This window comes from Dyella soli, assembly GCF_054482295.1.
On the sequence record NZ_JBTFFU010000001.1, the window covers coordinates 1,656,258 to 1,677,051 of the forward strand.

20 protein-coding genes are annotated in these 20,794 nt (G+C 67.7%); 10 read left to right on the forward strand and 10 right to left on the reverse strand.

Annotated elements, in window-relative coordinates; genetic code table 11:
* Positions 1–81: 81 nt before the first annotated feature.
* Positions 82–1,506 carry a M20 family metallopeptidase gene (locus ACXU4B_RS07675; protein ID WP_131409259.1) on the reverse strand — a complete coding sequence of 475 codons (1,425 nt, stop codon included), beginning with the start codon at positions 1,504–1,506 and terminating at the stop codon, positions 82–84.
* A 216-nt stretch (positions 1,507–1,722) separates the two neighbouring features.
* Here ACXU4B_RS07675 and ACXU4B_RS07680 point away from each other — a divergent pair, with 216 nt between their 5' ends.
* The 4 genes from ACXU4B_RS07680 (at position 1,723) to ACXU4B_RS07695 (ending at position 3,763) form a co-directional block, all read left to right on the forward strand.
* Positions 1,723–2,082, forward strand: a complete 360-nt coding sequence (locus ACXU4B_RS07680) for a ComEA family DNA-binding protein (RefSeq protein WP_131409261.1) — start codon at positions 1,723–1,725, stop codon at positions 2,080–2,082.
* A 90-nt stretch (positions 2,083–2,172) separates the two neighbouring features.
* The gene (locus tag ACXU4B_RS07685; RefSeq protein WP_131409264.1) at positions 2,173–2,661 is read left to right on the forward strand and encodes an SET domain-containing protein-lysine N-methyltransferase; all 489 of its coding nucleotides are present in this window, start codon (positions 2,173–2,175) and stop codon (positions 2,659–2,661) included.
* Positions 2,658–3,197, forward strand: a complete 540-nt coding sequence (locus ACXU4B_RS07690; RefSeq protein ID WP_131409266.1) for a GNAT family N-acetyltransferase — start codon at positions 2,658–2,660, stop codon at positions 3,195–3,197. The genes ACXU4B_RS07685 and ACXU4B_RS07690 overlap by 4 nt, the downstream gene beginning before the upstream one ends.
* Complete coding sequence (locus tag ACXU4B_RS07695) at positions 3,194–3,763, forward strand: HutD family protein (protein ID WP_131409269.1); 570 nt, start codon at positions 3,194–3,196, stop codon at positions 3,761–3,763. Before ACXU4B_RS07690 ends, ACXU4B_RS07695 begins: the two co-directional genes overlap by 4 nt.
* A 28-nt stretch (positions 3,764–3,791) precedes the next feature.
* Here ACXU4B_RS07695 and ACXU4B_RS07700 read toward each other — a convergent pair whose 3' ends face one another.
* From ACXU4B_RS07700 to ACXU4B_RS07730, 7 genes are all read right to left on the reverse strand, one after another.
* Positions 3,792–4,709 carry a hypothetical protein gene (locus tag ACXU4B_RS07700; RefSeq protein WP_338069382.1) on the reverse strand — a complete coding sequence of 306 codons (918 nt, stop codon included), beginning with the start codon at positions 4,707–4,709 and terminating at the stop codon, positions 3,792–3,794.
* Positions 4,709–6,859, reverse strand: a complete 2,151-nt coding sequence (locus ACXU4B_RS07705) for a M1 family aminopeptidase (RefSeq protein WP_165583163.1) — start codon at positions 6,857–6,859, stop codon at positions 4,709–4,711. The genes ACXU4B_RS07700 and ACXU4B_RS07705 overlap by 1 nt, the downstream gene beginning before the upstream one ends.
* A 153-nt stretch (positions 6,860–7,012) precedes the next feature.
* Entirely contained in the window at positions 7,013–8,659 is a 1,647-nt protein-coding gene (locus tag ACXU4B_RS07710; RefSeq protein WP_240734038.1) for a sulfite reductase subunit alpha, read from the reverse strand.
* Positions 8,656–9,648, reverse strand: a complete 993-nt coding sequence (locus ACXU4B_RS07715; RefSeq protein ID WP_131409274.1) for an FAD:protein FMN transferase — start codon at positions 9,646–9,648, stop codon at positions 8,656–8,658. Before ACXU4B_RS07715 ends, ACXU4B_RS07710 begins: the two co-directional genes overlap by 4 nt.
* A 2-nt stretch (positions 9,649–9,650) precedes the next feature.
* Positions 9,651–10,463 (reverse strand): DUF4198 domain-containing protein, encoded by an 813-nt coding sequence (locus ACXU4B_RS07720; protein WP_131409277.1) that lies wholly within the window; start codon positions 10,461–10,463, stop codon positions 9,651–9,653.
* Between the two features lie 14 nt (positions 10,464–10,477).
* A complete protein-coding gene (locus ACXU4B_RS07725; RefSeq protein WP_131409279.1) occupies positions 10,478–10,993 on the reverse strand; it encodes a DUF2271 domain-containing protein in 516 nt (171 codons plus the stop codon).
* Positions 10,994–11,005: 12 nt separating this feature from the next.
* Entirely contained in the window at positions 11,006–11,650 is a 645-nt protein-coding gene (locus ACXU4B_RS07730) for a PepSY-associated TM helix domain-containing protein (RefSeq protein ID WP_131409282.1), read from the reverse strand.
* 227 nt (positions 11,651–11,877) lie between these two features.
* On the opposite strand from ACXU4B_RS07730, the gene ACXU4B_RS07735 reads away from it, so the two are divergent.
* Positions 11,878–12,567 carry a response regulator gene (locus ACXU4B_RS07735; RefSeq protein WP_131409284.1) on the forward strand — a complete coding sequence of 230 codons (690 nt, stop codon included), beginning with the start codon at positions 11,878–11,880 and terminating at the stop codon, positions 12,565–12,567.
* A gap of 44 nt (positions 12,568–12,611) precedes the next feature.
* Positions 12,612–14,018, forward strand: a complete 1,407-nt coding sequence (locus ACXU4B_RS07740; protein ID WP_131410445.1) for a sensor histidine kinase — start codon at positions 12,612–12,614, stop codon at positions 14,016–14,018.
* A 132-nt stretch (positions 14,019–14,150) separates the two neighbouring features.
* Here ACXU4B_RS07740 and ACXU4B_RS07745 read toward each other — a convergent pair whose 3' ends face one another.
* On the reverse strand, positions 14,151–15,560 hold the full coding sequence (locus ACXU4B_RS07745; protein WP_131409286.1) for an aspartate aminotransferase family protein: 1,410 nt from the start codon (positions 15,558–15,560) through the stop codon (positions 14,151–14,153).
* A 55-nt stretch (positions 15,561–15,615) separates the two neighbouring features.
* On the reverse strand, positions 15,616–16,320 hold the full coding sequence (locus tag ACXU4B_RS07750; RefSeq protein ID WP_425481381.1) for an MtnX-like HAD-IB family phosphatase: 705 nt from the start codon (positions 16,318–16,320) through the stop codon (positions 15,616–15,618).
* A 203-nt stretch (positions 16,321–16,523) separates the two neighbouring features.
* Between ACXU4B_RS07750 and ACXU4B_RS07755 the strand changes: the two genes are divergently transcribed.
* Genes ACXU4B_RS07755 through ACXU4B_RS07770 form a run of 4 tightly spaced genes read left to right on the forward strand, consistent with a single transcriptional unit; the run spans position 16,524 to position 20,790 of the window.
* Entirely contained in the window at positions 16,524–17,963 is a 1,440-nt protein-coding gene (locus ACXU4B_RS07755; protein WP_458910854.1) for a TolC family protein, read from the forward strand.
* Positions 17,963–19,096, forward strand: coding sequence for an ABC transporter permease (locus ACXU4B_RS07760; protein WP_131409294.1), 1,134 nt, complete (start codon positions 17,963–17,965; stop codon positions 19,094–19,096). Before ACXU4B_RS07755 ends, ACXU4B_RS07760 begins: the two co-directional genes overlap by 1 nt.
* Before the next feature lie 3 nt (positions 19,097–19,099).
* Positions 19,100–19,858, forward strand: coding sequence for an ABC transporter ATP-binding protein (locus tag ACXU4B_RS07765; protein WP_131409295.1), 759 nt, complete (start codon positions 19,100–19,102; stop codon positions 19,856–19,858).
* On the forward strand, positions 19,855–20,790 hold the full coding sequence (locus ACXU4B_RS07770) for an efflux RND transporter periplasmic adaptor subunit (protein ID WP_131409299.1): 936 nt from the start codon (positions 19,855–19,857) through the stop codon (positions 20,788–20,790). Before ACXU4B_RS07765 ends, ACXU4B_RS07770 begins: the two co-directional genes overlap by 4 nt.
* Positions 20,791–20,794: the final 4 nt, after the last annotated feature.

Here is a 20,794-nt window from a genome sequence, read left to right on the forward strand (position 1 = left end):
GCTGCCCCTGCCCCTGCCCCTGCCCCGGGGCGCGCCGGCCGGCGCCGGGCCCGGCCCTGGCCGGGACGGCGACGCCAAAGGTCAGCGCTTGGCGCCCTGCTCGTAATGGCGCGCCACCACGTCGGCCACGACCATCGACACTTTCTTGCCGGTGGGAATGTGCAGGAACTCGTTCGGGCCGTGCGCGTTGGAATGCGGACCCAGCACGCCGGTAATGAGGAACTGCGCCTTGGGGAATTTCTCGCCCAGCATGCCCATGAACGGGATGCTGCCACCCTCGCCCATGTAAGCGGCCGGCGCGCCGAAGTAACTCTGCGAGGCGTTCGCCACGGCGGCTTCCAGCCAGGGCGACAGCTGCGGTGCGTTCCAGCCGCTGCCGTCCTTCTCCAGCTTGAAGCTGACCTTGGCGCCGTACGGCGGATCCTTCTCCAGCAGTTCCTTGACGAACTGCCCGGCCTTCGCGCCCGACAGTGTCGGCGGCACGCGCAGGCTCAGCTTCACGGCCGTCTTCGGGCGCAACACGTTGCCGGCGCTCTCGAGCGGGGGCAGTCCATCGGCGCCGGTGACGGCCAGCTGCGGGCGCCAGGTGCGATTGAGCACCAGCTCGGTCAGGTCTTCGGTGACCGGCTGCATGCCCGCCACGAACGGGAACTTGTCGTACACGGCCGTGCCCAGCACCTCGGCCGACGTCCTGGCCTGCTCGACGCGCTGCTGCGGAATCTCGACGTAAAGCTCCCTGGGCTTGATCGTGCCGGTCTGCGGATCTTCCAGGCGGCTGAGCAGGTCGCGCAGGATGCGGAAGCTCGACGGCACCACGCCCGAGGCGTCACCCGAATGCACGCCCTCTTCCAGTACCTGGACGGTCAGCTCGCCGCCGGTCATGCCGCGCAGCGAGGTGGTCAGCCAGAGCTGGTCGTAGTTGCCGCAACCCGAATCCAGGCACACCACCAGCGACGGGTTGCCGATGCGGTCGGCCAGGTGATCCACGTAGTACGGCAGGTCGTAGCTGCCCGACTCTTCACAGGCTTCGATCAGCACCACGCAGCGCGCGTGCGGAATACCCTGTTCGCGCAGCGCCAGCAGCGCGGCCAGCGAACCGAAGATCGCGTAGCCATCGTCGGCGCCGCCGCGGCCATACAACTTGTCGCCTTTCAGCACCGGCGTCCACGGACCGAGGCCTTCCGCCCAGCCGGTCATTTCAGGCTGCTTGTCGAGATGGCCGTACAGCACCACGGTGTCATCGCCGGTGCCCGGCACTTCGATGTAGATGAGCGGGGTGCGGCCTTCCAGGCGCACCACCTCCAGCGTGGCACCGGGCAGCGACGGCAACTTGCTGCGCGCCCAGGTCTCCATCAGCTTGACCGCTGCATCCATATAGCCGTGCTCCACCCACTTGGGATCGAACATCGGCGACTTGTTGGGAATACGGATGTACTCGACCAGCTGCGGCACGATCTCGTCATCCCAGAGTCCGCTGACAAATCGGTTGAGGCGAGCGGTATCCATGGGGCTGACTCCTGCAACGGGGGAAAGCCCGAATTGTATCAGCGCGGGCGAGAAACCCGCCGCTGCCTACAGGCCGGGGACGGGGCTCGCACAGGCATGGCTCACCCTTCCCCACAGCGATCGTGCGGGCCTGCCGACTGCCATTTGCTGTCTGCTTGGGCAGAGTCGCCATCGCGGCCGCTACGGATGCCGCATTCACTCACAGGGAGAACAGCCGTGTTGCACAAGATCGCAGCCTGTCTTATCGCTTTTGCACTGAGCCTGCCGGTTTTCGCCGCGACGCCGGTGAACGTGAACAAGGCCGACGCCGCGACGCTGGCCAAATCACTGGACGGCGTGGGCGCCACCAAGGCGGCCGCCATCGTGGCCTGGCGCGAGGAGAAAAGCCCCTTCAAGAGCGTCGATGACCTCTCGCAGGTGAAGGGCATTGGCCCGGCCACGCTGCAGCGCAATCGCGACGCCATCCTGCTCAGCGACGGGCCTGGCGACAACAAGGCGGCCCCCGCCAAGGCAGCCCCCGCCAGGGCCAAACCAAGCCGGCCAAGCCCTTCGGCGAATAATCAAACCAGTCAGTAACTTGCGTACAGAAACCGCGCCATCGGCCGGCGCTGGCGACGCCGGCCGGTTGCGCTACACTCGCCCGCCTTGCCATCCGTCCGGGCCATCATGATCGTTCCGCGCTACCGCATTGCCGCGTCAGCCATCGCTGGTGCCGGCCAGGGTCTGTTCCTCGAACAGGATGTCGCGGCCGGACAGATCGTCACCGCACCCGATGCCATCGACCGCACCTACACCTATGCCGAGCTGACCGGCTCACCCGAGATGCAGGCCCAGCTTTATGCCAGCGCGCGCTGGTTCGAAGACCGTTACACGGTGTCGCCGGACTGGCCGGACGAGTGTTACGTCAACCACAGCTTTGCGCCCACCGGGCTGTGGCATCTGGGTTTCATCTTTGCCGCGCGGGACCTGCCCGCGGGCACCGAAATCACCGTGGACTACCGGCACCTGCTCCCGCCCGGCGAGGAGGAGGCCTTCGTCGACACCGAGACCGGCCGCAGGATCGTTGGCCTGCCCTGGATCGAAAGCCTGACCACGAGCACGCTCGCCCTGGCGGCGCTACTCGATGGCACTCGTATTGCATACCCAAGCCCATGATCGACATACCTGTTATCGAGACGGCGCGCCTGCGCCTGACCGCCCTGGCCGAGCGTCACTTCAACGATTACGCTGCCATGCTGGCCGACCCGGCCAGCACCCGCTGGGTGGGCGACGGCCTGCCGCTGGACCGCACCAATGCGTGGCGCTCGCTCGCCATGCTGATCGGCCACTGGCAGCTGCGTGGATTCGGCATGTGGGCGCTCGAACTGAAGGCCACCGGCGAGTTCATCGGTCGCGCCGGCCTGATGCGCCCCGAAGGCTGGCCGGACCTGGAGCTCGGCTGGATGCTCAAGCCCGAATTCCGGCACCACGGCTACGCCACCGAGGCCGGCAGCGCCATCCTCGAGTTCGCCTGGCATACGCTCAATGCCCCTCGCGTCATCAGCCTGGTCAAGATAGGCAACGAAGCCTCCGACCGCGTTGCCGAACGGCTGGGCGGCGAACACATCGAAGACATGGACTTCTTCGGCGCCCACAACCACGTGTTTGCCTATTACCGCCCCTACGCCGAACAGCGCCGCGCCTGGGCATGAGCCAGCTGCTGCGCCTTCCGCCGGAGATGCTGCATACCCGGCCACTACCTGAAGGTGGCGCGATCATCACCGAGATCGCCAGCGGCCCCGCCAACGGGGACTGGCAGTGGCAGCTGACCATGGTCAGCATCGGCCAGGATGTGGCATTTCCGACACATGCCGACATTCGGAGGCAGTTTGTGCCGTTGGACGCCGCTGTCGAGGTCACTTTTGCCGACGGCCGGACCCAGCAGCTGAACCGCTTGCAGATGGCCGGTTTTGACCGCGCGAACGACCCGGAAACCTGCATCCCTGCCGCCGCCACCCGCGCCTTCAACCTGAAGCTGAAGGACGGCGTCCAGGGCGAGCTGATCGCCCGACCGCTCAATGGTGCGATGGTGCTGGTGGCACCCCAGGGCTGGCGCTGGTTCGTCCTGTTGCTGTCGGGCGGCGCCAACGTGATCGCCGATCACCGCTCCCAGGTCATGTCACCCGACGACATGCTCTGGATCGACCCGATTCCCGGTCACCCGGTGCGCATCGAAGGCGGCGGCGAGCTGGTGCTCGCGCGCGTGCCAGCCCACTGATTTCCCCGTACCGGCGGCGCCGCGCAGTTCAGAGCACTTCCGACAAGCCGGCGCGACGCGAGGAGCCACCCAGCGAACGCGCGACTTCCGCCAACGCGAACAGGCGCGCCATCCGCGTCCACCCCAGCACCACCACCACGAGCTGGCTGAGCAGGAACCCGAACAGCAGGCCATGCGTGCCGACGGCGGTGGTGTGCGCCCGCGCCAGGCCGATGGCAAGCGCCATGGCGAAACCGACCAGGGTGATCAGCAGATAGGTCAGCAGCGTGGACAGCGGGCGCCGCAACAGTTGCAGCAGACCACGCATCATCGCCACCGCCGCCGATCGCAAGCCGGCATCCGCGATGAAGGCGGCGCGGGCGGATTCGACCCACGCCTGCGCAACCACTACGACCAGGCCCGACACCCACCACGCCACGTGCTGCGCCGTCATCGCACGCGATTCCAGCACCGCCGCATCGCTGCGGTCATCGGCGATATCCAGGCCCAGCCGGACCAGCCCTGCGGCCGCCACATACAGCAGCAGTGACAACAGCAACAGGCGGAACATGCGCCCGTATTCCACCAGCCCGCCTTTCAGCAAGGCGCCGAAGCCGAGTGCGCGCGCGGCGCGACCACTCGCCACCACCATGCCGTTGAGCCAGGGCAGCAGCAGCGCGACGAACAGCAGGCTGGCCAGGAGCGCACCATGCAACATGGCGTGCTCGCCAGCGAGCTCATGCACCAGGTCGCTGAACATCAACGCATCGAACTGCTGCGCGCACGCGCGCGCATGCGTCGAGTGATCAAGCAGGCCGCCGAGCGCGCCCATCAGTGGCAACGCCGCCAGCACGACCGGCAACAGCAGGAACAGCACCCACAACAGCAGCAGCCGCCATTGCAGCGCGGCGAAGGGTGCGCCCATCACGGCGCCGGCATCGACACGACGGGAACTCTTGTAAGCCATCACAGCGTCACCACGAATGCGTAGAAAGCCTGCAGCGCGGCCGCCACGTCGGCGGTCCATCGGCGCGAGGCGGAGGTGTCGGACTTGACCGTGCGACTGTCATTGAGCTTGTTGGCGTCGAGCAGGATCTTGCGCTCGCGATCAAGCTCGGCCGAGACGATCCTGGTCGGTCGGGTGAACACGAAACGGGCCCAGCGACGATCGTCGTCCCAGCGCACGTCCTCGTTGCTGCCGTCGGCGAAGATGACCCGCAATGTCTGCGGCACCGGCGCACCATCACGCACGACGGTCACCGTACCGCGCCAGAGGAACGGCCCGGCACTGCCCGATTTCGCATGCGGGTGGGCCTGCTTCCACGCGTCGCGCTGCTTCTCGACCTGCGCATCGCGATCGTCAGCCACCAGCTCGCTGCGCTCGCCCTGCTTCACCCAGCTGCCCGCCTGCGGCAGGACTTCCTGGTTGTCGATGGCTTCGACGCGATCGTCAATGCGCGCCGTGCCGTACACATAGTGGTCGAAGATGTCGTTGACGTTGCGGGCGTCGCCGGACACCTCGATCAGCACCGCTCGCAGATCAGCCACCGACGGGTGACGGAAGTGCCAGCGGCGGTAGTACTCGCGAAACGCGCGCTCCATCACGTCCTTGCCCAGGCGCTCCTCCAGGTCGTGCATGGCGGTGGCCGTGCGCGAATAGACGGTGCCATAGCTTGAGCTGGAATAGCGGTCCCAGCTGTTCTCGCCCAGGGGATCGAGGGCACGGTCGAGGCCGGCCCAGCGACGCTCGTAGGAAAACACTTCCATGGAAGGGGTGATGCCCGCGCGCCGCAGCCACGAACCGGGCGCGAGAATGCGCTGGTCGCGCGCGCGCAACATGCGCTGGTCCCAGTACTCGTTCATGCCTTCGTCGAGCATGGGTTCCTCGAATTCATTCGAAGCGAGCAGCCCGTAGAAATAGCCGTGGCCGAATTCGTGGATGGTCACGAAGTCGATGTCCCACTGATCGTAGGTGGCCGGGTCGATCTTGCTGTAGCCCTCGGCCGTGAAGAACGTCGGGTATTCCATGCCGCCCGCTTCGTCCGCATTGAACGGCGGCACCACGGCGGTGACCGTGCGGTACGGATAGGCGCCCAGCGTGCTGGAGAAATAGCTGAGCGAATCGAGCGTGGCCTTCAGTACCGGGGGCGCACTGGCGGCGTATTCCGGCGGATAGATCACGCGCACCGCGACCCGGGGACTCCCCGGACCCTGCCAGCTGCCGTCCAGCGTCTTGTAGCCCTTGGCGGCGATCCACGCGAAGTCGTGCACGTCGTCCTGCCGGAAGTGATACGTGCTGGTGCCGTTGCCTTCGATCGCCGCGCCCTGCGCTTCTCCCACTGCGCCGACCGTGTAGCCGGTCGGCACCGTGAGGCGCACGTCATAGCTGCCGAAATCCGCGTAGAACTCGCTGTTGAAATGGAACTCGTGCACGTTCCAGCGCACCTGCGTCGCGCCACGCTCGCCCGGCAGCTCGAGCACGCCGATCTTGGGAAACCATTGCGCCACGAGATTGAAATCGCCCCACCAGCCGGTGCGCTCGACCACGCGGGGCAGCTGGCTGAGGAAATCGATGTCGAGCGTCAGCGTGCCGCCGGCCGGCACCGGCTCGGCCAGGTCGATGCGCGCCACCGTCTGGTCGGTCGCCGGACCGTCGTCGGGATGCACGAAAGTCCACTTGAGCGCCGCGTTGCCCTGCTGCACGCGCTTGAGGTCGATCCAGCCCCATTCGTTCTTTTTCAGCGTGGCCGCGCCGCGGGAATGGCCGTGGGCCGTGAGCACGCTGCGTTCGGTGAAGAACGTGCTGCCCTCGTTCTGGAACGCGTTGAGGTAGAGGTGCAGGTAGACGCGATCGATCGGCTGGTCGCTGCGGTTGCGCCAGGTCAGCTGTTCGCTGCCCTTGATGCTGTGCCTGGCGGCGTCCAGCTCGGCGTCGATGCGATAAGCGACCACGCGATCCGACAGGGTTGCTTCCTGGCCGGTGCGCTCGCCGCCCCATGCCTCGGCGGCGCTGGCGACACGAGGCGCGGCGGCGTGCGGCCGGGCAAACGGGACCACCACCGGCGGCGGCGCGACAACCGGCACCGTGGTGTCCTGTGCGTAGGCACTCCCCATCATCGCCAGGCACCACGCCAAGACTGGCCATCGGCCGAAACTGCCTACCATCCGCTTCCCCATGTCACCTTCCCCCGAAGGAACGGGCAGCCTGCGGCATCGACGCACGATGCTCCTATAGGCCAAAGGTCACGCTTGCGCGGCAGTGCGGCGTCGTCAGTAGACGTCGCGGCGGTAACGCCCTTCGTCTCGCAACTGCGCGACCTTGTCGTCACCCAGCACATCGCGCAAGGCGGCATCGACGCCCGGCGCCATGCCGGCGAGACTGCCGCAGACGTAGATGGCCGCGCCGCTGGCCACCCACTGGCGGAGTTCTTCCGTGGCACCGCGCAGGAGGTCCTGTACGTAAACCTTGCCTGCGCCATCACGCGACCACGCCAGGTCCAGCCGCGCAAGATGGCCGTCACGCTGCCACTGCTCGATCTCGTCGCGATGATAGAAGTCGTGTGCGGACTGTCGTTCGCCGAACAGCAGCCAGTTGCGCGCATGGCCTGCCGCCTCGCGCGCCTTGAGCAGGGCGCGCAGTCCCGCCAGGCCGGTGCCGTTGCCGATGAGGATCAGCGGGCGATCGTCGCGCGGCGCGTGGAACCCGCTGTTGCCGCGGATGCGCAGCGCGATCTCCCCACCCACGCAGGCGTGCTCGGCCAGCCAGCCCGAGCCGATGCCCGGCGTGCCGTCTTCGCGCCACATGCGCCGCACCAGCAGTTGCAGCGAGCCGTCGGCAGGCAGCGACGCAACGGAGTATTCGCGGTGCGGCAGCGCCTGCAGTGCCGCCACGATGTCAGCCGCGCCCAGCTCGCTGACGTCATCCGGCGCAGGCAGGTGGCTGCTGGCCAGCCATTCCCTCAGCGTGGCGCGCTGTCCCAGGTGCTCGACCATGACGTTGCCGTCGCGCGGTTGCTGGGCGAGCCAACGCTCGACCTCCTCCGGTGCGTGCCTTGGCCCGATCTCCACCAGGTCGCCGGCGTGCCAGGTGGCTTCGCCGTCCAGCGGACGCAGGGCGAGATGAAAACACGGGCCACCCGTGCCTTGTGGATTGAGTAGTCGCCGTTCCACCAGTTGCCAGCGCTGGTAGTCGGGACGCACCCAGTCCGGCAGTTCGGCTGCGCCGGACAACAACGAGAGATGGTGTTGCCAGTGGCGCAGCGCGGACGGGTCGCCATCGTCCACCTCCACCGCGTCGAACCACGATTGCGCACCGCCGCGCTGCAGCCAGTGCTGCAGCTGGCGCCCGAAGCCGCAAAAATCGTCGTAGTCGCTGTCGCCCAGCGCCAGCAGTCCGTAGTGCAGATGGCCCAGCGGCAACGGCGCACGCATCCAGCGGCTGACGAAATTCGCGGCGCTGTCTGGCGCATCGCCTTCGCCGGTGGTGCTGACGATGAAAAGCATGCGAGCGCACCGCGCCAGGCGGTCCGCATCGAGAGAGCCCAGCTCTACCAGGCTCACGGCCACGCCCGCCTGCTGCAGGCTCGTGGCAGTCTGCTGCGCCAGTTGTTCGGCATGGCCGGTCTGGCTGGCGAAGGCGATCCACAGTACGTCGCCCGGCGGCGCCTCGACCGAACGTTCCGGTACTTCGCCCGGGCGCGCTACACGGCGGCGTCGCTGTGCCAGCCATGCGGTGAACGCGCTCCACGCCACCAGCACGGCTGCCGCCACCAGCCAGCGTCCCTTGCCCGGGTCATGCCACTCCCATTCGCCTGAATGCAAGGCGAGCAGGCCGACACCCAGCACGGCCAGTGCAGCGAGCAGCACGCGATTGCCCCACGCCATGCGTTCCGTTGCTGCCGCCACCGGATGATTCACGATGCGAGCGCCTCGGCAAACGCAGGAGTAAGGCGTTCCTCGAGGCCGTGCTCGCCGTGCAGGATCAACAGCACGGCCAGGCCGCGCTGGCGTGCGAAGGCGAGCCCCTGCTCCGGTCCCAGCACGGTCATCAGCGTGCCGATCGGATCGGCCTGCATCGCCTCGTCGGCCAGCACGCTCACCGAGGCGACGGCGTGCGCCACGGGCCATCCACTACGCGGGTCGATGTGGTGCGAGAAGCTCATGCCCGACGCCGCAAACGTGCGGCGGTAGTTGCCGGATGTCGCAATGGCCCGGTTGCGGAGCGTCAATACCTGGCTCAGCTGATCCATGCGTTCCACCGCGCCTGCCGCTGCGCCGGGGCGTTCGATGCCGATGCGCCAGGGCGAACCGTCCGGCTTGGTGCCCTTGCCTTTCAGTTCACCGCCGACTTCCACCAGCCACGAAGCCACCCCCATGCTGTCGAGATAGCGCCCGACCCGATCCACGCCGTAGCCCTTGGCCACCGAGGAAAGGTCGAGATAGATGCCACCTGGCTGGAACACGCCGTGGATCGAGGCATCGACCTCGACCTTCCACCAGCCGACGCGTTCACGCACGGCGGCGATGGCCTGCTCCGAAGGCGGCTCGCGACGTGGCGCATCGGGACCGAAGCCCCACAGGTTCACCAGCGGCCCCACGGTCGGGTCGTAGGCACCATCGCTGGCACGCGCCACCTTGAGTGCATGAGCAATGACCTCGAAGCACTCGGCCGGCAGACGCTGCCACGTACCCGCCGGCGCGGCGTTGAAGCGCGACAGCGCGGAATGCGGCTGGTAGGTGCTCATCTGCCCGTCGACCAGGTCGAGCGTGGCCTGGATGCCGTCCTGCAAGGCCTGCGCAGCCGATCCCGCCGGCAGCACGGCGCGCACCGTCCACGTGGTGCCCATGGTGTGGCCGTGCATGACCTGCACGGCCGGGATCGCGGATGGTGGCGTGCCGACGTGCATGATTATTGCGGCAGCACTTCCAGCGTGGCCGAATACGACAGGCGACGCTGCCTGGCCGGCTTTGCGCTGGTCTTGTCGTCCTGCGTGCTGGCGTTGATCCAGTACATGCCGGCGTGCGGCCAGGTAAGGCTGAACTTGCCGTCCTTGCCGGTGGTGCTGTCGAGTTCTTCCTGCGCATTGCGATACCGCGTATCGCCGGCGATGGCGGTGACCTTGAGGCCGGCCGCCGGCTTGCCGTCCAGCAGCAACTGGAAGGTGGCCGCCTCACCCGCCGCCAGGTCGGTGAACTGCGTGACGGGCACCAGTTCCAGCCCCTTGCCGCCGGGCCGGAGTGCCTCGCCGCCGGGCTTGCCGTTGGTCACGAAGGTTTCCACCCGGTTGATCGATTCGGACACGTCGACATTCTTCGCGCCGGCCGGAATCTCCTTCGCCAGGTTCGCCGCCTCACCTCGCCAGCGCTTCTTTTCGCCATTCAATTCATAGCTGGCGAACAGGCCATCGTTGACGGAAGCGATCTTGTAGGTGCCCGGCTGGGTGAGATGCACGTCGAACACGCTGCGGTACTGGCCGGTCAGCGCGTGCTCCGGTCTGGCCGTCTGGCCGTCCGGCGCGGTAATCGCCACGCGGTCCAGTGCCACCGGCATATGGTCGGGATAGAACAGGTCGTTGGATACGGCCGCGTCCACCGTGACCCAGGGGTCGGCGCCGGACACATTGGTCGCCGAAGGCACCATCCACATCTTGTGTGCCTGCGCTGCCAACGGCAGTGCCATGGCCAGCGCCAGCACGCTCCACTTCATCGTGTGCCTGATCATGTCGCTCTCCGGAATCATGGGCTGAGGTCGAGCTTGACGGCGCCGAGCTCGGTGCTGCCTTGCGCGACGAGCTGCTGCGGCGCGCCGGCCGGCCAGGTGAACGGCAGGCGCACGACTTCGCGCCCGCCGACTTCCCGCGCGGCTTCCACCACCAGCTCGTACTTGCCCGCCGGCAACTGGCCCAGCGGCGCCTTGCCTTCATGGAAGCTCAGCTTCTGCTCGCCGGACGGACGCGTGGCGCCGGAGACGCCATCCACCGGCATCTGCAGCTCGCGGCCGCCGCGGCGCCACCACTGGCGCAGCTCCGGCAGCCACTTGGTACCGGCGCCTTCCTTCGATTCCTTCTGCGCGTACCACACGGCCAGCTGCGAGGCGACGCTGTGATCCTCGCGCTCGATCCACACGGCCGCATACGGGCGGTGGTACTCGGCCACGTCGAGTTTCGGAACCTGCACGGTCACGTTGAGATCCGCCGCCACCGCGGGCGCGGCAAGCAGCAAGGCAGGCATGGAGAACAACAGGCGACGCATGGGCATTCCCCGTCAGTGAATGAAGATCAAGGCCAGCAACAGCGGCAGCACCAGGCCGAAGGCCACCAGCGGCCAGGTGGCGCCGCGCTGCGCGGCATGCATTTTCAACAGCAACAGGCCGGTGACCGAAAAGATCACGCAAGCCAGCGCAAACACATCGATGAACCAGCCCCAGGCGGGGCCGGCATGGCGTCCCTTGTGCAGGTCGTTGAGATAGGCGAGGACGCCGCGACTGCTGCGTTCGTATTCGACCTTGCCGCTTGCGCGGTCGATGCTGAGCCAAGCATCGCCGCCCGGCCGCGGCATCGACAGGTAGATGTCGTCGGACGACCAGTCACCGGTTCGGCCGTCGAGGTCGACATCCAGCGCGCCGGACAGCCAGTCCGCGACGGCGGCAGGAAGCGCGGCGCCCTTGCGCTCGTCATCGCCGGCGATCGCGTGAAACAACGGAGCGGGCAAGCGGGCCTCGCGGTGCACCGTCTGCGCCTGTGCCTCGATCTGGCCCGCATGATTGAGCGTGAAGCCGGTGATCGCGAACAGCAGCATGCCCACCAGGCACAGCGCGGAGCTGATCCAGTGCCATTGATGCAACTGCTTGAGCCAGAAAGACCGGCCCGGCGCGTTCTGGTTGGGGTGCGACCGCGTCGCTGCTGCCATGCCGTGTTCTTGCCTGTCCGATCCGCGCGATGGTGCATGAAGGGCCATGCAACGATGGCGCCCGCAAGCTGTCCCAGCACATCGTCAGGGCGCTAAGCTGCCGACTCCGGCCGCGCTCCCTGACTCCACGCCGGGATCTTGCCACAAATGAGAATCACTCGCAATTATGCAAGACCCGGTCGCCCGGCGACCTGTCGCCACGCCGCCTGCCCCCACCGGACTTCAACATGCGTATCTTGATTGCCGAGGATGATCCGTCCATTGCCGCCGGCGTAAGCGCCTCGCTGCGCCAGGGCGGACACGCCGTGGACAGCGTGACGGATGGCGCCAAGGCCGATGCCGCGCTGCGCGACACGCCCTACGACCTGCTCATCCTCGACCTTGGCCTGCCCCAACTCGATGGCGCCGACGTGCTGCAGCGCCTGCGCAAGCGCGGCACCGGCCTGCCGGTGCTGGTGATCACCGCGCGCGAAGGCTTGCGCGAACGCGTGCGCGTGCTCGACCTGGGCGCAGACGACTATCTGGTGAAGCCGTTTGCGCTCGCCGAATTCGAAGCACGCGTGCGCGCGCTGCTCAGGCGCTACACCGCACAGGGCGCACCTGAGCTGACGCTTGGCCGGCTGCGCCTGGATCTGCCCGGCCACCGCGCCTGGATCGACGAGACACCGCTCGAACTGACCGCTCGCGAATTCGGCCTGCTCGAGGCCCTGGCGGCACGCCCCGATCGCGTCACCAGCCGCGCCCAGCTGGTCGAAGCGCTGTGCAGCTGGGACGAGGAACTCACCGACAACGGGCTGGACATCGCCATCTACCGCTTGCGCCGCAAGCTGGTCGATTCCGGCACCCAGGTACGCACCATCCGCGGCCTGGGCTACCTGCTGGAAGAGGTCAAGGAAGCCAAGGAAGGCAAGGCATGAACGACGCGGCGCCCAGGCCGGTGCACGAACCCTGGCTCTACCGCATGGTCGAGCCGGATGGCCGTCCGAGCCTGCGGCGCCGCCTGCTGGCATCGCTGCTGGTGCCGCTGATGCTGCTGCTGGTGCTGGAAAGCCTGGTCACTTACAGCGGCGCGCTGATCTATTCCAACCATGTGCACGACCGTGACCTCGCCGACGATGCAATGACGCTGGCGCAGATGCTCAGCCAGGAAGACCTTGGCGGCCAGGTCGCGCCGCAGGCGCGCTTCCTGCTCGAATACGCGCCCGAGGGACACAACTACTTCAACGTCAGCAGCGAAAAACATGGCTTGCTGGCCGGCAGCCCCGAGCTGCGGCCGGCGTCGCTCACCCGTGCCGCGCTGGACGGCGAGCCCCAGCTCTATACCACGCTGATCCGGCGCCGCGAGCTGCGCGCGGCCACCGTGCGCATTCCCAACCTGCACGATCCGAGCGACCGGCTCACGGTGACCATGGCCGAGACCTTCCACGACCGTCACCAGCGGGCGCGGGAGATCCTGCTGCTGAGCATTCCGGCACAGGCCATCCTGATCGCCAGCGTGTTTTTCCTGGTGCTTTACGGCGTGCGCGTGGGCCTGCGCCAGCTCGACCCGCTCACGGCGCGACTGGCCAACCGCGAGCATGACCTCTCGCCCATCGGCGATGCCGACGTGCCGGTGGAGATCCTGCCGCTCACGCGCACCATCGATGGCCTGTTTGCGCGACAGCGCGGCATGCTCGCCCTGCAGGAGCGCTTCATCGCCGATGCCGCCCATCAGCTCAAGACCCCGCTGGCGGGCTTGCGCGTGCACGTCGAGCGCGCCCAGGCCGACCCGAGCAAGGAGACCGTGAGCGATGCGCTGCACCACATCCTTCGCCTCACCCAGCGCGCGAGCCGCACCTCGAGCCAGCTGCTGGCACTGACGCGTGCGCAGTCACCGGAGCTCAGCGAGGTCGGTGTGCAGTGCCTGCTCGATCTGGCGCAACTGGTCCCCGAATTGCTCGGCCTGCGCGTGCACGATGCCATCGCCGCAGGCGTGGACCTGGGCTACGAGGGCCCGGCGGGTCCCCTGTGGATCGACGGCGACCGCCTCTCGCTGCAGGAAATGCTCGACAACCTGATCGACAACAGCCTGCGCTATGCGGGCCGCGACAGCATCGTCACGGTGGGCGTTTCGGTCTCGTCGGACGGCGCATGCCTCAGTGTCGAGGACAACGGCCCCGGCGTGCCGCCGGCCTTCCTCGAGCGCCTGGGCGAACGCTTCTTCCGCGTCCCCGGCATGACCGAGGAAGGCACCGGCCTGGGCCTGGCGATCGTGCAGCGCATCGCCGAGCGCCATCGCGCCCGGGTGCGCTACCTCAGCGGCGCCAGCGGCGGCCTGCGCGTGGAGGTGGTGTTTCCGCCGGCGCGCACGTCGAAGGCCCTGGGCTGAGCGCCCACGTCGGGGCCACAAAAAAACGGCGGCGCATCTGCGCCGCCGCTGTCACACACATCCCCTGCATGGGAACTACCTGAGACAAACCGTCAAACAAGCGCCGCGGGGATCGCTCCCCGCGGCGTCGCATTACATCGCCTTCTTGGCCTTGGTCAGCAGCTGGTCGAGCAGCGCGACGGCCAGGTCGATCTCTTCATGCGTGATGTCGAGCGACGGTGCGAAGGTGATCACGTTCTTGTACCAGCCGCCCACGTCGAGCACGAGGCCGATCTTCTTGCCGTTGTGCTGCAGGTCGCCGGCCAGGCCGATGTCGACCATCTTGTCCAGCAGCGCCTTGTTCGGCGTGAAGCCGTCGTCGGTGCAGATTTCGGCACGCAGGGCCAGGCCGAGGCCGTCGACGTCGCCGATTTCCTTGTGGCGCTTCTGCAGGTCCTTGAGCGCGTCGAGGAAGTGGGCGCCCTTCTCGGCCACGGTCTTCTCGTAGTTCAGCTCGTAACCCATCTTGATCACTTCCAGGCCCAGCGAGGTGCCCAGCGGGTTGGAGTTGAACGTGCTGTGGGTGGAGCCCGGCGGGAAGATGGTCGGGTTGATCATCTCTTCGCGCGCCCACAGGCCCGACAGCGGGTTGAGGCCGTTGGTCAGCGCCTTGCCGAACACGATCACGTCCGGCGTCACGCCGAAGTGCTCGATCGACCACAGCTTGCCGGTGCGCCAGAAACCCATCTGGATTTCGTCGACCACCATCAGGATGCCGTACTGGTCCAGCACCTTCTTCAGGTCCTTGAAGAAGTTCATCGGCGGGATCACGTAGCCGCCGGTGCCCTGGATCGGCTCGACGTAGAAAGCGGCGTATTCGGCCTGGTTGACCTTGGGGTCCCACACGCCGTTGTATTCGGTTTCGAACAGGCGCGCGAACTGGCGCACACACGCATCGGAGTATTCCTCCGGCGTCATGCCCTTCGGGCGACGGAACGGATACGGGAACGGGATGAACATCGCGCGCTCGCCGAAGTGGCCGAAGCGGCGGCGATAGCGGTAGCTGGAGGTGATCGACGAGGCGCCCAGCGTACGACCGTGATAGCCGCCCTCGAAGGCGAACATCAGGCTCTTGCCGTTCTTGAAGTTGCGCACCAGCTTGAGCGAATCCTCCACCGCCTGCGCACCGCCGACGTTGAAGTGCACGCGGCCCTTGAGGCCGAACTTCTGCTGCGCGTCGACCGCGATGGTCTTGGCCAGCTCGATGCGGGTCTGGTGCAGGTACTGGCTGGCGACCTGCGGCAGCACGTCGATCTGGCGCTTGAGCGTGTCGTTCAGGCGCTTGTTGCCGTAGCCGAAGTTGACCGCCGAGTACCACATCTGCAGGTCGAGGAACGGCGTGCCGGCGGTGTCGTACATCCAGCTGCCTTCGCCGTGGCGGAAGATCTTCGGCGGGTCGACGTAGTGCACGGTATCGCCGAACGAGCTCCACTCGGCCTCGTCGGCCAGCAGCTGCGCATCGGGAATCACAACGCCGGCAGCGTTCTTGTCGTAAGCGTTCATGGGAAAGATCCGGAAACGTTCAGGTAGATAGTGGAATGACCGGGTGGGGACCCGGTCAGAAGGAAGAAACGGCCAGCGCGGGCTCGTCCTGCGTGGACTCGGCCAGCAGGCTGCCGTCGAGCAGGCGCGGCAGCATCTCCAGCGCGTCCTCGAAGCCGGTGATCGGCACATAAGGAATGCCGGCGGCGCGGCAATGCTCGATCAGGCGATGCTTGGCAAACACGAAATCGACGCGATCAGCAGCGCAGAAGTCGGAGGCGCCATCGCCGATCAGCAATGTCTTGGTGCCGTTGGCACTGGCCTTGGCCGCCACGGCGCACTTGCAGGTACCGCTGCGGCAGCCCTCGGCCTGGAACGGCGAGGTGAGCTGCCACTGGCGCGGCGGCACGGCCGGCGCCAAATGGTTGGCAGCCAGCGGCATGTCGTCGAGGCCATAGCGGCCCAGGATCTTGTGGATGGCGTAATCGAGGCCGTCGCTGACCACGCGGATCGGGGTGGACAGCTCACGGGCCCGGGCCACGAAAGCCGGGAAGGCGTGGTCGATCCACAGCGAGGACAGGTGCTTGTCCAGCTCCTCGCGGGTCATGTCCAGCAGGGCCACCTGGCCGGTCATGCAGTCGCGCGAGCCGATGCGGCCGGCGCGCCAGTCCTGCTCCAGCGTTTCCCAGCCCGGGCGGCCGAAACGGTCGAGCAGCGAGTCGATGACGTCCTCGACGGAAATGGTGCCGTCGAAATCGCAGAGAATGGTCCAGCCAGTCACGTATAGCTCCGCCTTGCAGAATGGCAACACCATAGGTACCTACCCCTTTCGGCGCCCTTTCTTTCCGAAGGAAACTGCGCGACAACAGGGCCCTTCAGGACCCATAAGCCTCCTGAAGGGTAGGTCCGGTATGCTTGAGCGTCCCTTGGCGCTGTCGCCGGTCACAAGCCCACCCACTTGTCACCTGAACCATCAGGAATTTCGTGTTTCAGCGTCGAAACAACATGCAACTGACCACCTCGGACGTCGTGCCACGCAGGCTCCCCTGGCTGGCCGCCGGCCTGTTCGCGTCGGCCCTGGCCGGCTGCTCGGTGGCGCCCCTGCCCGAACTGAAGCCGCCGCTGCCGGACGCCTGGCGCAACGCGCCGGCCGGCGTCGCGCCGCCGTCCGCCGACCTTCGCGGCTGGTGGCAGGCACTGGGCGACCCCGAACTCGATGCCCTGATCGACCGGGCCCTGCAGGGCAATCTCGACGTGGCACAGGCCGCCGAGCGCATGCGCGCGGCCCGGCTGCTGAATCGCCATGCCCACGACCCGTACCTGCCTTCGCTGCACGGGCGCACCAATGACGTGATCGACCCCGACACCACGGCGGCGTACTTCGTGGCCGGCTTCGACGCGCTGTGGGAACTGCCCCTGTTCGGCGCCTGGCAAAGCGCCAAGCGGGTGGCGCAGGGCCAGTTCGACAGCGCCAACGTCGCGGTGCGTGGCGCACAGGTGACCCTGGTCGCCGAAGTCAGCCGGCGCTGGATCGAATTGCGCTCGGCGCAGCAGCAGGCGCAATTGCTGACGGCCGTGCGCGACGCCCAGCAGGAAAAGCTCCGCCTGCTGCAGGTGCGGCAACAGCTGCAGCTGGTGTCGCCGACCGAAGTCGCCCAGGCGCAGGCGGAACTGGCCCGCGCGCAGGTGGCCCTGACCGAACCGCTGCAGGCCATCAACAGCAATGTCCAGCAGCTGGCCGTCCTGCTGGGCCAGAGCGAACCCGACCCGCAATGGCTGCAACCTGGCGCACAGCCCCGGCTGGGTGACTGGCAGCTGACCACCGCCCCTGCCGACATGCTGCGCGCCCGTCCGGAAATTGCCGCGGCCGAGGCCGACGTGCTGCGTGCGGCCGGCGAACTGGGCATGAGCCGCGCCGACATCTACCCGCACATCGGCATCGGCGCCTCGCTGCAGTGGTCAGCCAACATCGCCAGCAACTATCGTGCGCATACCGGCGAGGCGATCTTCTCGTACGGACCGATCATCGACATCCCGCTGTTCGACTGGGGCCAGCGCGTCGCCAATGCCCACGCCAAGGACCATGAACTGCGCGCCGCCGTGCTGGCCTATCGCCAGGCCGTGCTGGTGGGCGTGGCGGAAGCGGAAACGGCAATGGGTGACCTGGAACAGTTGCGCGGCCGCGAAACGGCAACGCAACAGGCCTTGGATGCAGTGAAGACGAGCATGTCGGCCGTGCGCAAGCGGACCGAACTGAAGCTCAGCAGCAACCTCGACGTGCAGGACAGCCTGATCGAAGGCCACAAGGCCGAACTGGAAGTCGTCAACGCGATCGCGGCGCGCGACCTCGCCTACGTGGCGCTGTACAAGGCGCTTGGCGGCGCCCCCGTACCCACCCCGCCGCTGCCGCGGAGCGTCGACTGATGGTGGCGCTGGCGCGCAAGACCCTGATCTACGAATGGCGCCGCTTCCTGCCGGCGATTCTCGCGGTGGGCTTTGCCGGCCTGCTGCAATTGCTGCAGGCCGCGCTCGTGCTCGGCATCTTCGGTAGCGCCAGCGTCTATATCACCGGCTCGTCGGCGGACCTGTGGGCCGGTTATCCCGGTACCCAGAGCGTCAACCTTGGCCGCTCGATCGATGCCGGCGTGGAAATGCGCCTGCGCATGGACCCGGCCGTCACGGCGGTGGAGCCGTTCCATTGGGTCGACGCCGACTGGCGGGGTCCCAATGACACCGGCGGCGTGTCGGTCTTCGTCTCCGGCATCAATGCGCGTCCCGACGGCATGCTGTTCGCTCAGGCGCTGCCGCCGGCCCTGCGCGCCCGACTGAACGAGCCCGATGCGGTGATCGTCGATCGCGCCGACCTGGACAGCCTCGGCGTCGGCGTCGGCGACAGCGCCGTGATCAATGGTCACCGCGTGCGCGTGGTGGGCGTCAGCAACGGATTGCGGGCGCTGGGCGGCGTCAACGTGGTTGCCTCGCTGGCCACGGCGACGACGCTGGATACCGACCCGTCCAATGCCAGCCGCATGACCTACTTCGTGGCCAAGGTGCGCGTGCCCGAGGACGCCGACGACGTGGCCGCACGCCTGCGCGGCAATCGCGCCTTCGGCAATTACGACGTGTGGACCGCCCGGGACTTCGCGCGTCGCTCGCAGCTGTACTGGATGTTCGATACCGGCGCCGGCGCCGGCGTGCTGTTCCTGGCGGGCATCGTGTTCCTGGTGGGAGCGGTGATCACCAGCCAGACCCTGGTGGCCGCCGTGATCGGCTCCGTGCGCGAATACGCCACGCTCAACGCGCTGGGCGTGGGCGTGGGCGCGCTGCGCAAGGTGGTGATGGAGCAGGCGTTCTGGGTGGGTGCGCTCGGACTGATCGGCAGCACCGTGCTCGGCCTCATCGCGCTGGTCTTCGCGCACAGCCGCAGCGTGCCGGTGGCGCTGGACCCATGGACCGCACTCGGTTGCCTGGCGCTGGGCATGGGCCTGGCCATCGTGTCGGGGCTGGCGGCCATGCGCAGCCTGCATCGCGCCGATCCGGCCACATTGCTGAGGTAAGCGATGAACAGCGCGCTGGCACAGCCCACCTCTTCCATTTCCCTGCAGGCGCGCGGCGTCGGCAAGTCATTCACCTCCGGCCAGGTGCGCAGCACCGTGCTGCACGACCTCACGCTGGACATCCGCGCCGGCGAACTGACGCTCATCTCGGGCCCGTCCGGCTGCGGCAAGAGCACGCTGCTGGCCATCCTGAGTGGCCTGCAACGCCCCGACAGCGGCCAGGTCAGCGCCCTCGACCAGGACCTTGGCCTGCTCGACCTGCGTGCCCTTGAACGCTTCCGCCTGCTGCACACCGGCTTCGTGTTCCAGGGTTTCAACCTGTTCCCGGCGCTCAATGCGCTGGAACAGGTGGAACTGCCGCTGAGCTACCTGGGCCTGGCGCCCCAGGAGGCACGGCGTCGCGCCATGGCCTCGCTGGAGGAAGTCGGCCTGGGACCGCGCATGAGCCTGCGCCCGTCCGAACTGTCCGGCGGCGAGAAGCAGCGCGTGGCCATCGCGCGCGCGCTGGCCAAGCGGCCCGACCTGTTGTTCGCCGACGAACCGACCAGTGCGCTGGACGCGGCGAACGGCCAGACCATCATCGACATCCTGCATCGCATTGCGCGCACGCACGGCACCACCGTGCTGTGCGTAAGCCACGATCCACGCCTGGTGGGCCACGCCGACCGCGTGCTCGCCATGGAGGATGGCCGTATCCTAAGCGACCGTGTGCCGTCCCCGTCGTCGACGCCGATGCCGGGTACCGAGGAACCTACTGCATGACCTTGCGCCCGCTCCACCCGTTGCTCGCCCTGGCCATCGCCGCCTCCCTGCTGGTCGCCTGCTCGCATGGCGACAACGGCAAGGCCGGCACCGAGGCGACAGCGCCTGCGTATGCGGCAGTGGCGCGCGGGCGCATCGACATCGAAGGTGGCCTGCTCAAGCTCGGCATGCCGCGCGAAGGCGTGGTGGCCGAGATCAAGGTGCGCGAAGGCGACCACGTGCACAAGGGCCAGCTGCTGGCCGTGCTCGATACCCGGCCGGCGCAGCTGGCGGTGAGCGCCGCCGAGGCCGAGCAGAAGCAGGCCCTGGCCCAGGGGCGGTTGCTCGACACGCGCCTCAAGGCGGCGCAGCAGCGCGCCAGCCGGCTTGCCGCCGCCGCGGCCGCAGGCGCGGCCGACGGCCAGGGCGCCGACGACGCCCGCGAGGCCGCCCAGCAGTTGCAGGGCGAACTCGACAGCGCCCGCGCGGCCGCCACCATGGCCACGCAGAAGCTCGATGCCGCACGCTACGAACTGGCGCAGCGCAGCCTGGTCGCACCGGTCGATGCGCAGGTCGTGGAGCGCAGCATCCAGCCCGGTGCCGCCGTGTCGCCGCAGACGGGCCCCGCCTTCGTGCTGCTGCCCGAAGAGACCCGGCTGGTGCGTGCCGAACTCAACGAATCGTTCGTCGGCGCCGTGCACGAGGGCATGCAGGCCCAGATCGTCGACGACAGCGGCAGCGGCGTACCCACGTTGACCGCGCACGTGAAACGCATCGGCACGGTCTTTGGTCCAAGCGCGCTGGAAGAAGATCCGCTCATTCGCGCCAACACGCGCACGGTCGAATGCGTACTGGCCTTCGACCAGCCGCCGCCCGCTTCGCTGCGCATCGGGCAGCGTGTCATCGTGCAGTTCGTCAGTGGCAGCGGACAGCCCGCCAAAGCCGGCCCCTGAGTCG

Coding starts and splice junctions, on each gene's coding strand:
- ACXU4B_RS07675 (WP_131409259.1), bottom strand. CDS start 1,506: ATGGATACCGCTCGCCTCAACCGATTTGTCAGCGGACTCTGGGATGAC.
- ACXU4B_RS07685 (WP_131409264.1), top strand. CDS start 2,173: ATGATCGTTCCGCGCTACCGCATTGCCGCGTCAGCCATCGCTGGTGCC.
- ACXU4B_RS07690 (WP_131409266.1), top strand. CDS start 2,658: ATGATCGACATACCTGTTATCGAGACGGCGCGCCTGCGCCTGACCGCC.
- ACXU4B_RS07695 (WP_131409269.1), top strand. CDS start 3,194: ATGAGCCAGCTGCTGCGCCTTCCGCCGGAGATGCTGCATACCCGGCCA.
- ACXU4B_RS07700 (WP_338069382.1), bottom strand. CDS start 4,709: ATGGCTTACAAGAGTTCCCGTCGTGTCGATGCCGGCGCCGTGATGGGC.
- ACXU4B_RS07705 (WP_165583163.1), bottom strand. CDS start 6,859: ATGATGGGGAGTGCCTACGCACAGGACACCACGGTGCCGGTTGTCGCG.
- ACXU4B_RS07715 (WP_131409274.1), bottom strand. CDS start 9,648: ATGCACGTCGGCACGCCACCATCCGCGATCCCGGCCGTGCAGGTCATG.
- ACXU4B_RS07720 (WP_131409277.1), bottom strand. CDS start 10,463: ATGATCAGGCACACGATGAAGTGGAGCGTGCTGGCGCTGGCCATGGCA.
- ACXU4B_RS07725 (WP_131409279.1), bottom strand. CDS start 10,993: ATGCGTCGCCTGTTGTTCTCCATGCCTGCCTTGCTGCTTGCCGCGCCC.
- ACXU4B_RS07730 (WP_131409282.1), bottom strand. CDS start 11,650: ATGGCAGCAGCGACGCGGTCGCACCCCAACCAGAACGCGCCGGGCCGG.
- ACXU4B_RS07735 (WP_131409284.1), top strand. CDS start 11,878: ATGCGTATCTTGATTGCCGAGGATGATCCGTCCATTGCCGCCGGCGTA.
- ACXU4B_RS07740 (WP_131410445.1), top strand. CDS start 12,612: ATGGTCGAGCCGGATGGCCGTCCGAGCCTGCGGCGCCGCCTGCTGGCA.
- ACXU4B_RS07745 (WP_131409286.1), bottom strand. CDS start 15,560: ATGAACGCTTACGACAAGAACGCTGCCGGCGTTGTGATTCCCGATGCG.
- ACXU4B_RS07760 (WP_131409294.1), top strand. CDS start 17,963: ATGGTGGCGCTGGCGCGCAAGACCCTGATCTACGAATGGCGCCGCTTC.
- ACXU4B_RS07765 (WP_131409295.1), top strand. CDS start 19,100: ATGAACAGCGCGCTGGCACAGCCCACCTCTTCCATTTCCCTGCAGGCG.
- ACXU4B_RS07770 (WP_131409299.1), top strand. CDS start 19,855: ATGACCTTGCGCCCGCTCCACCCGTTGCTCGCCCTGGCCATCGCCGCC.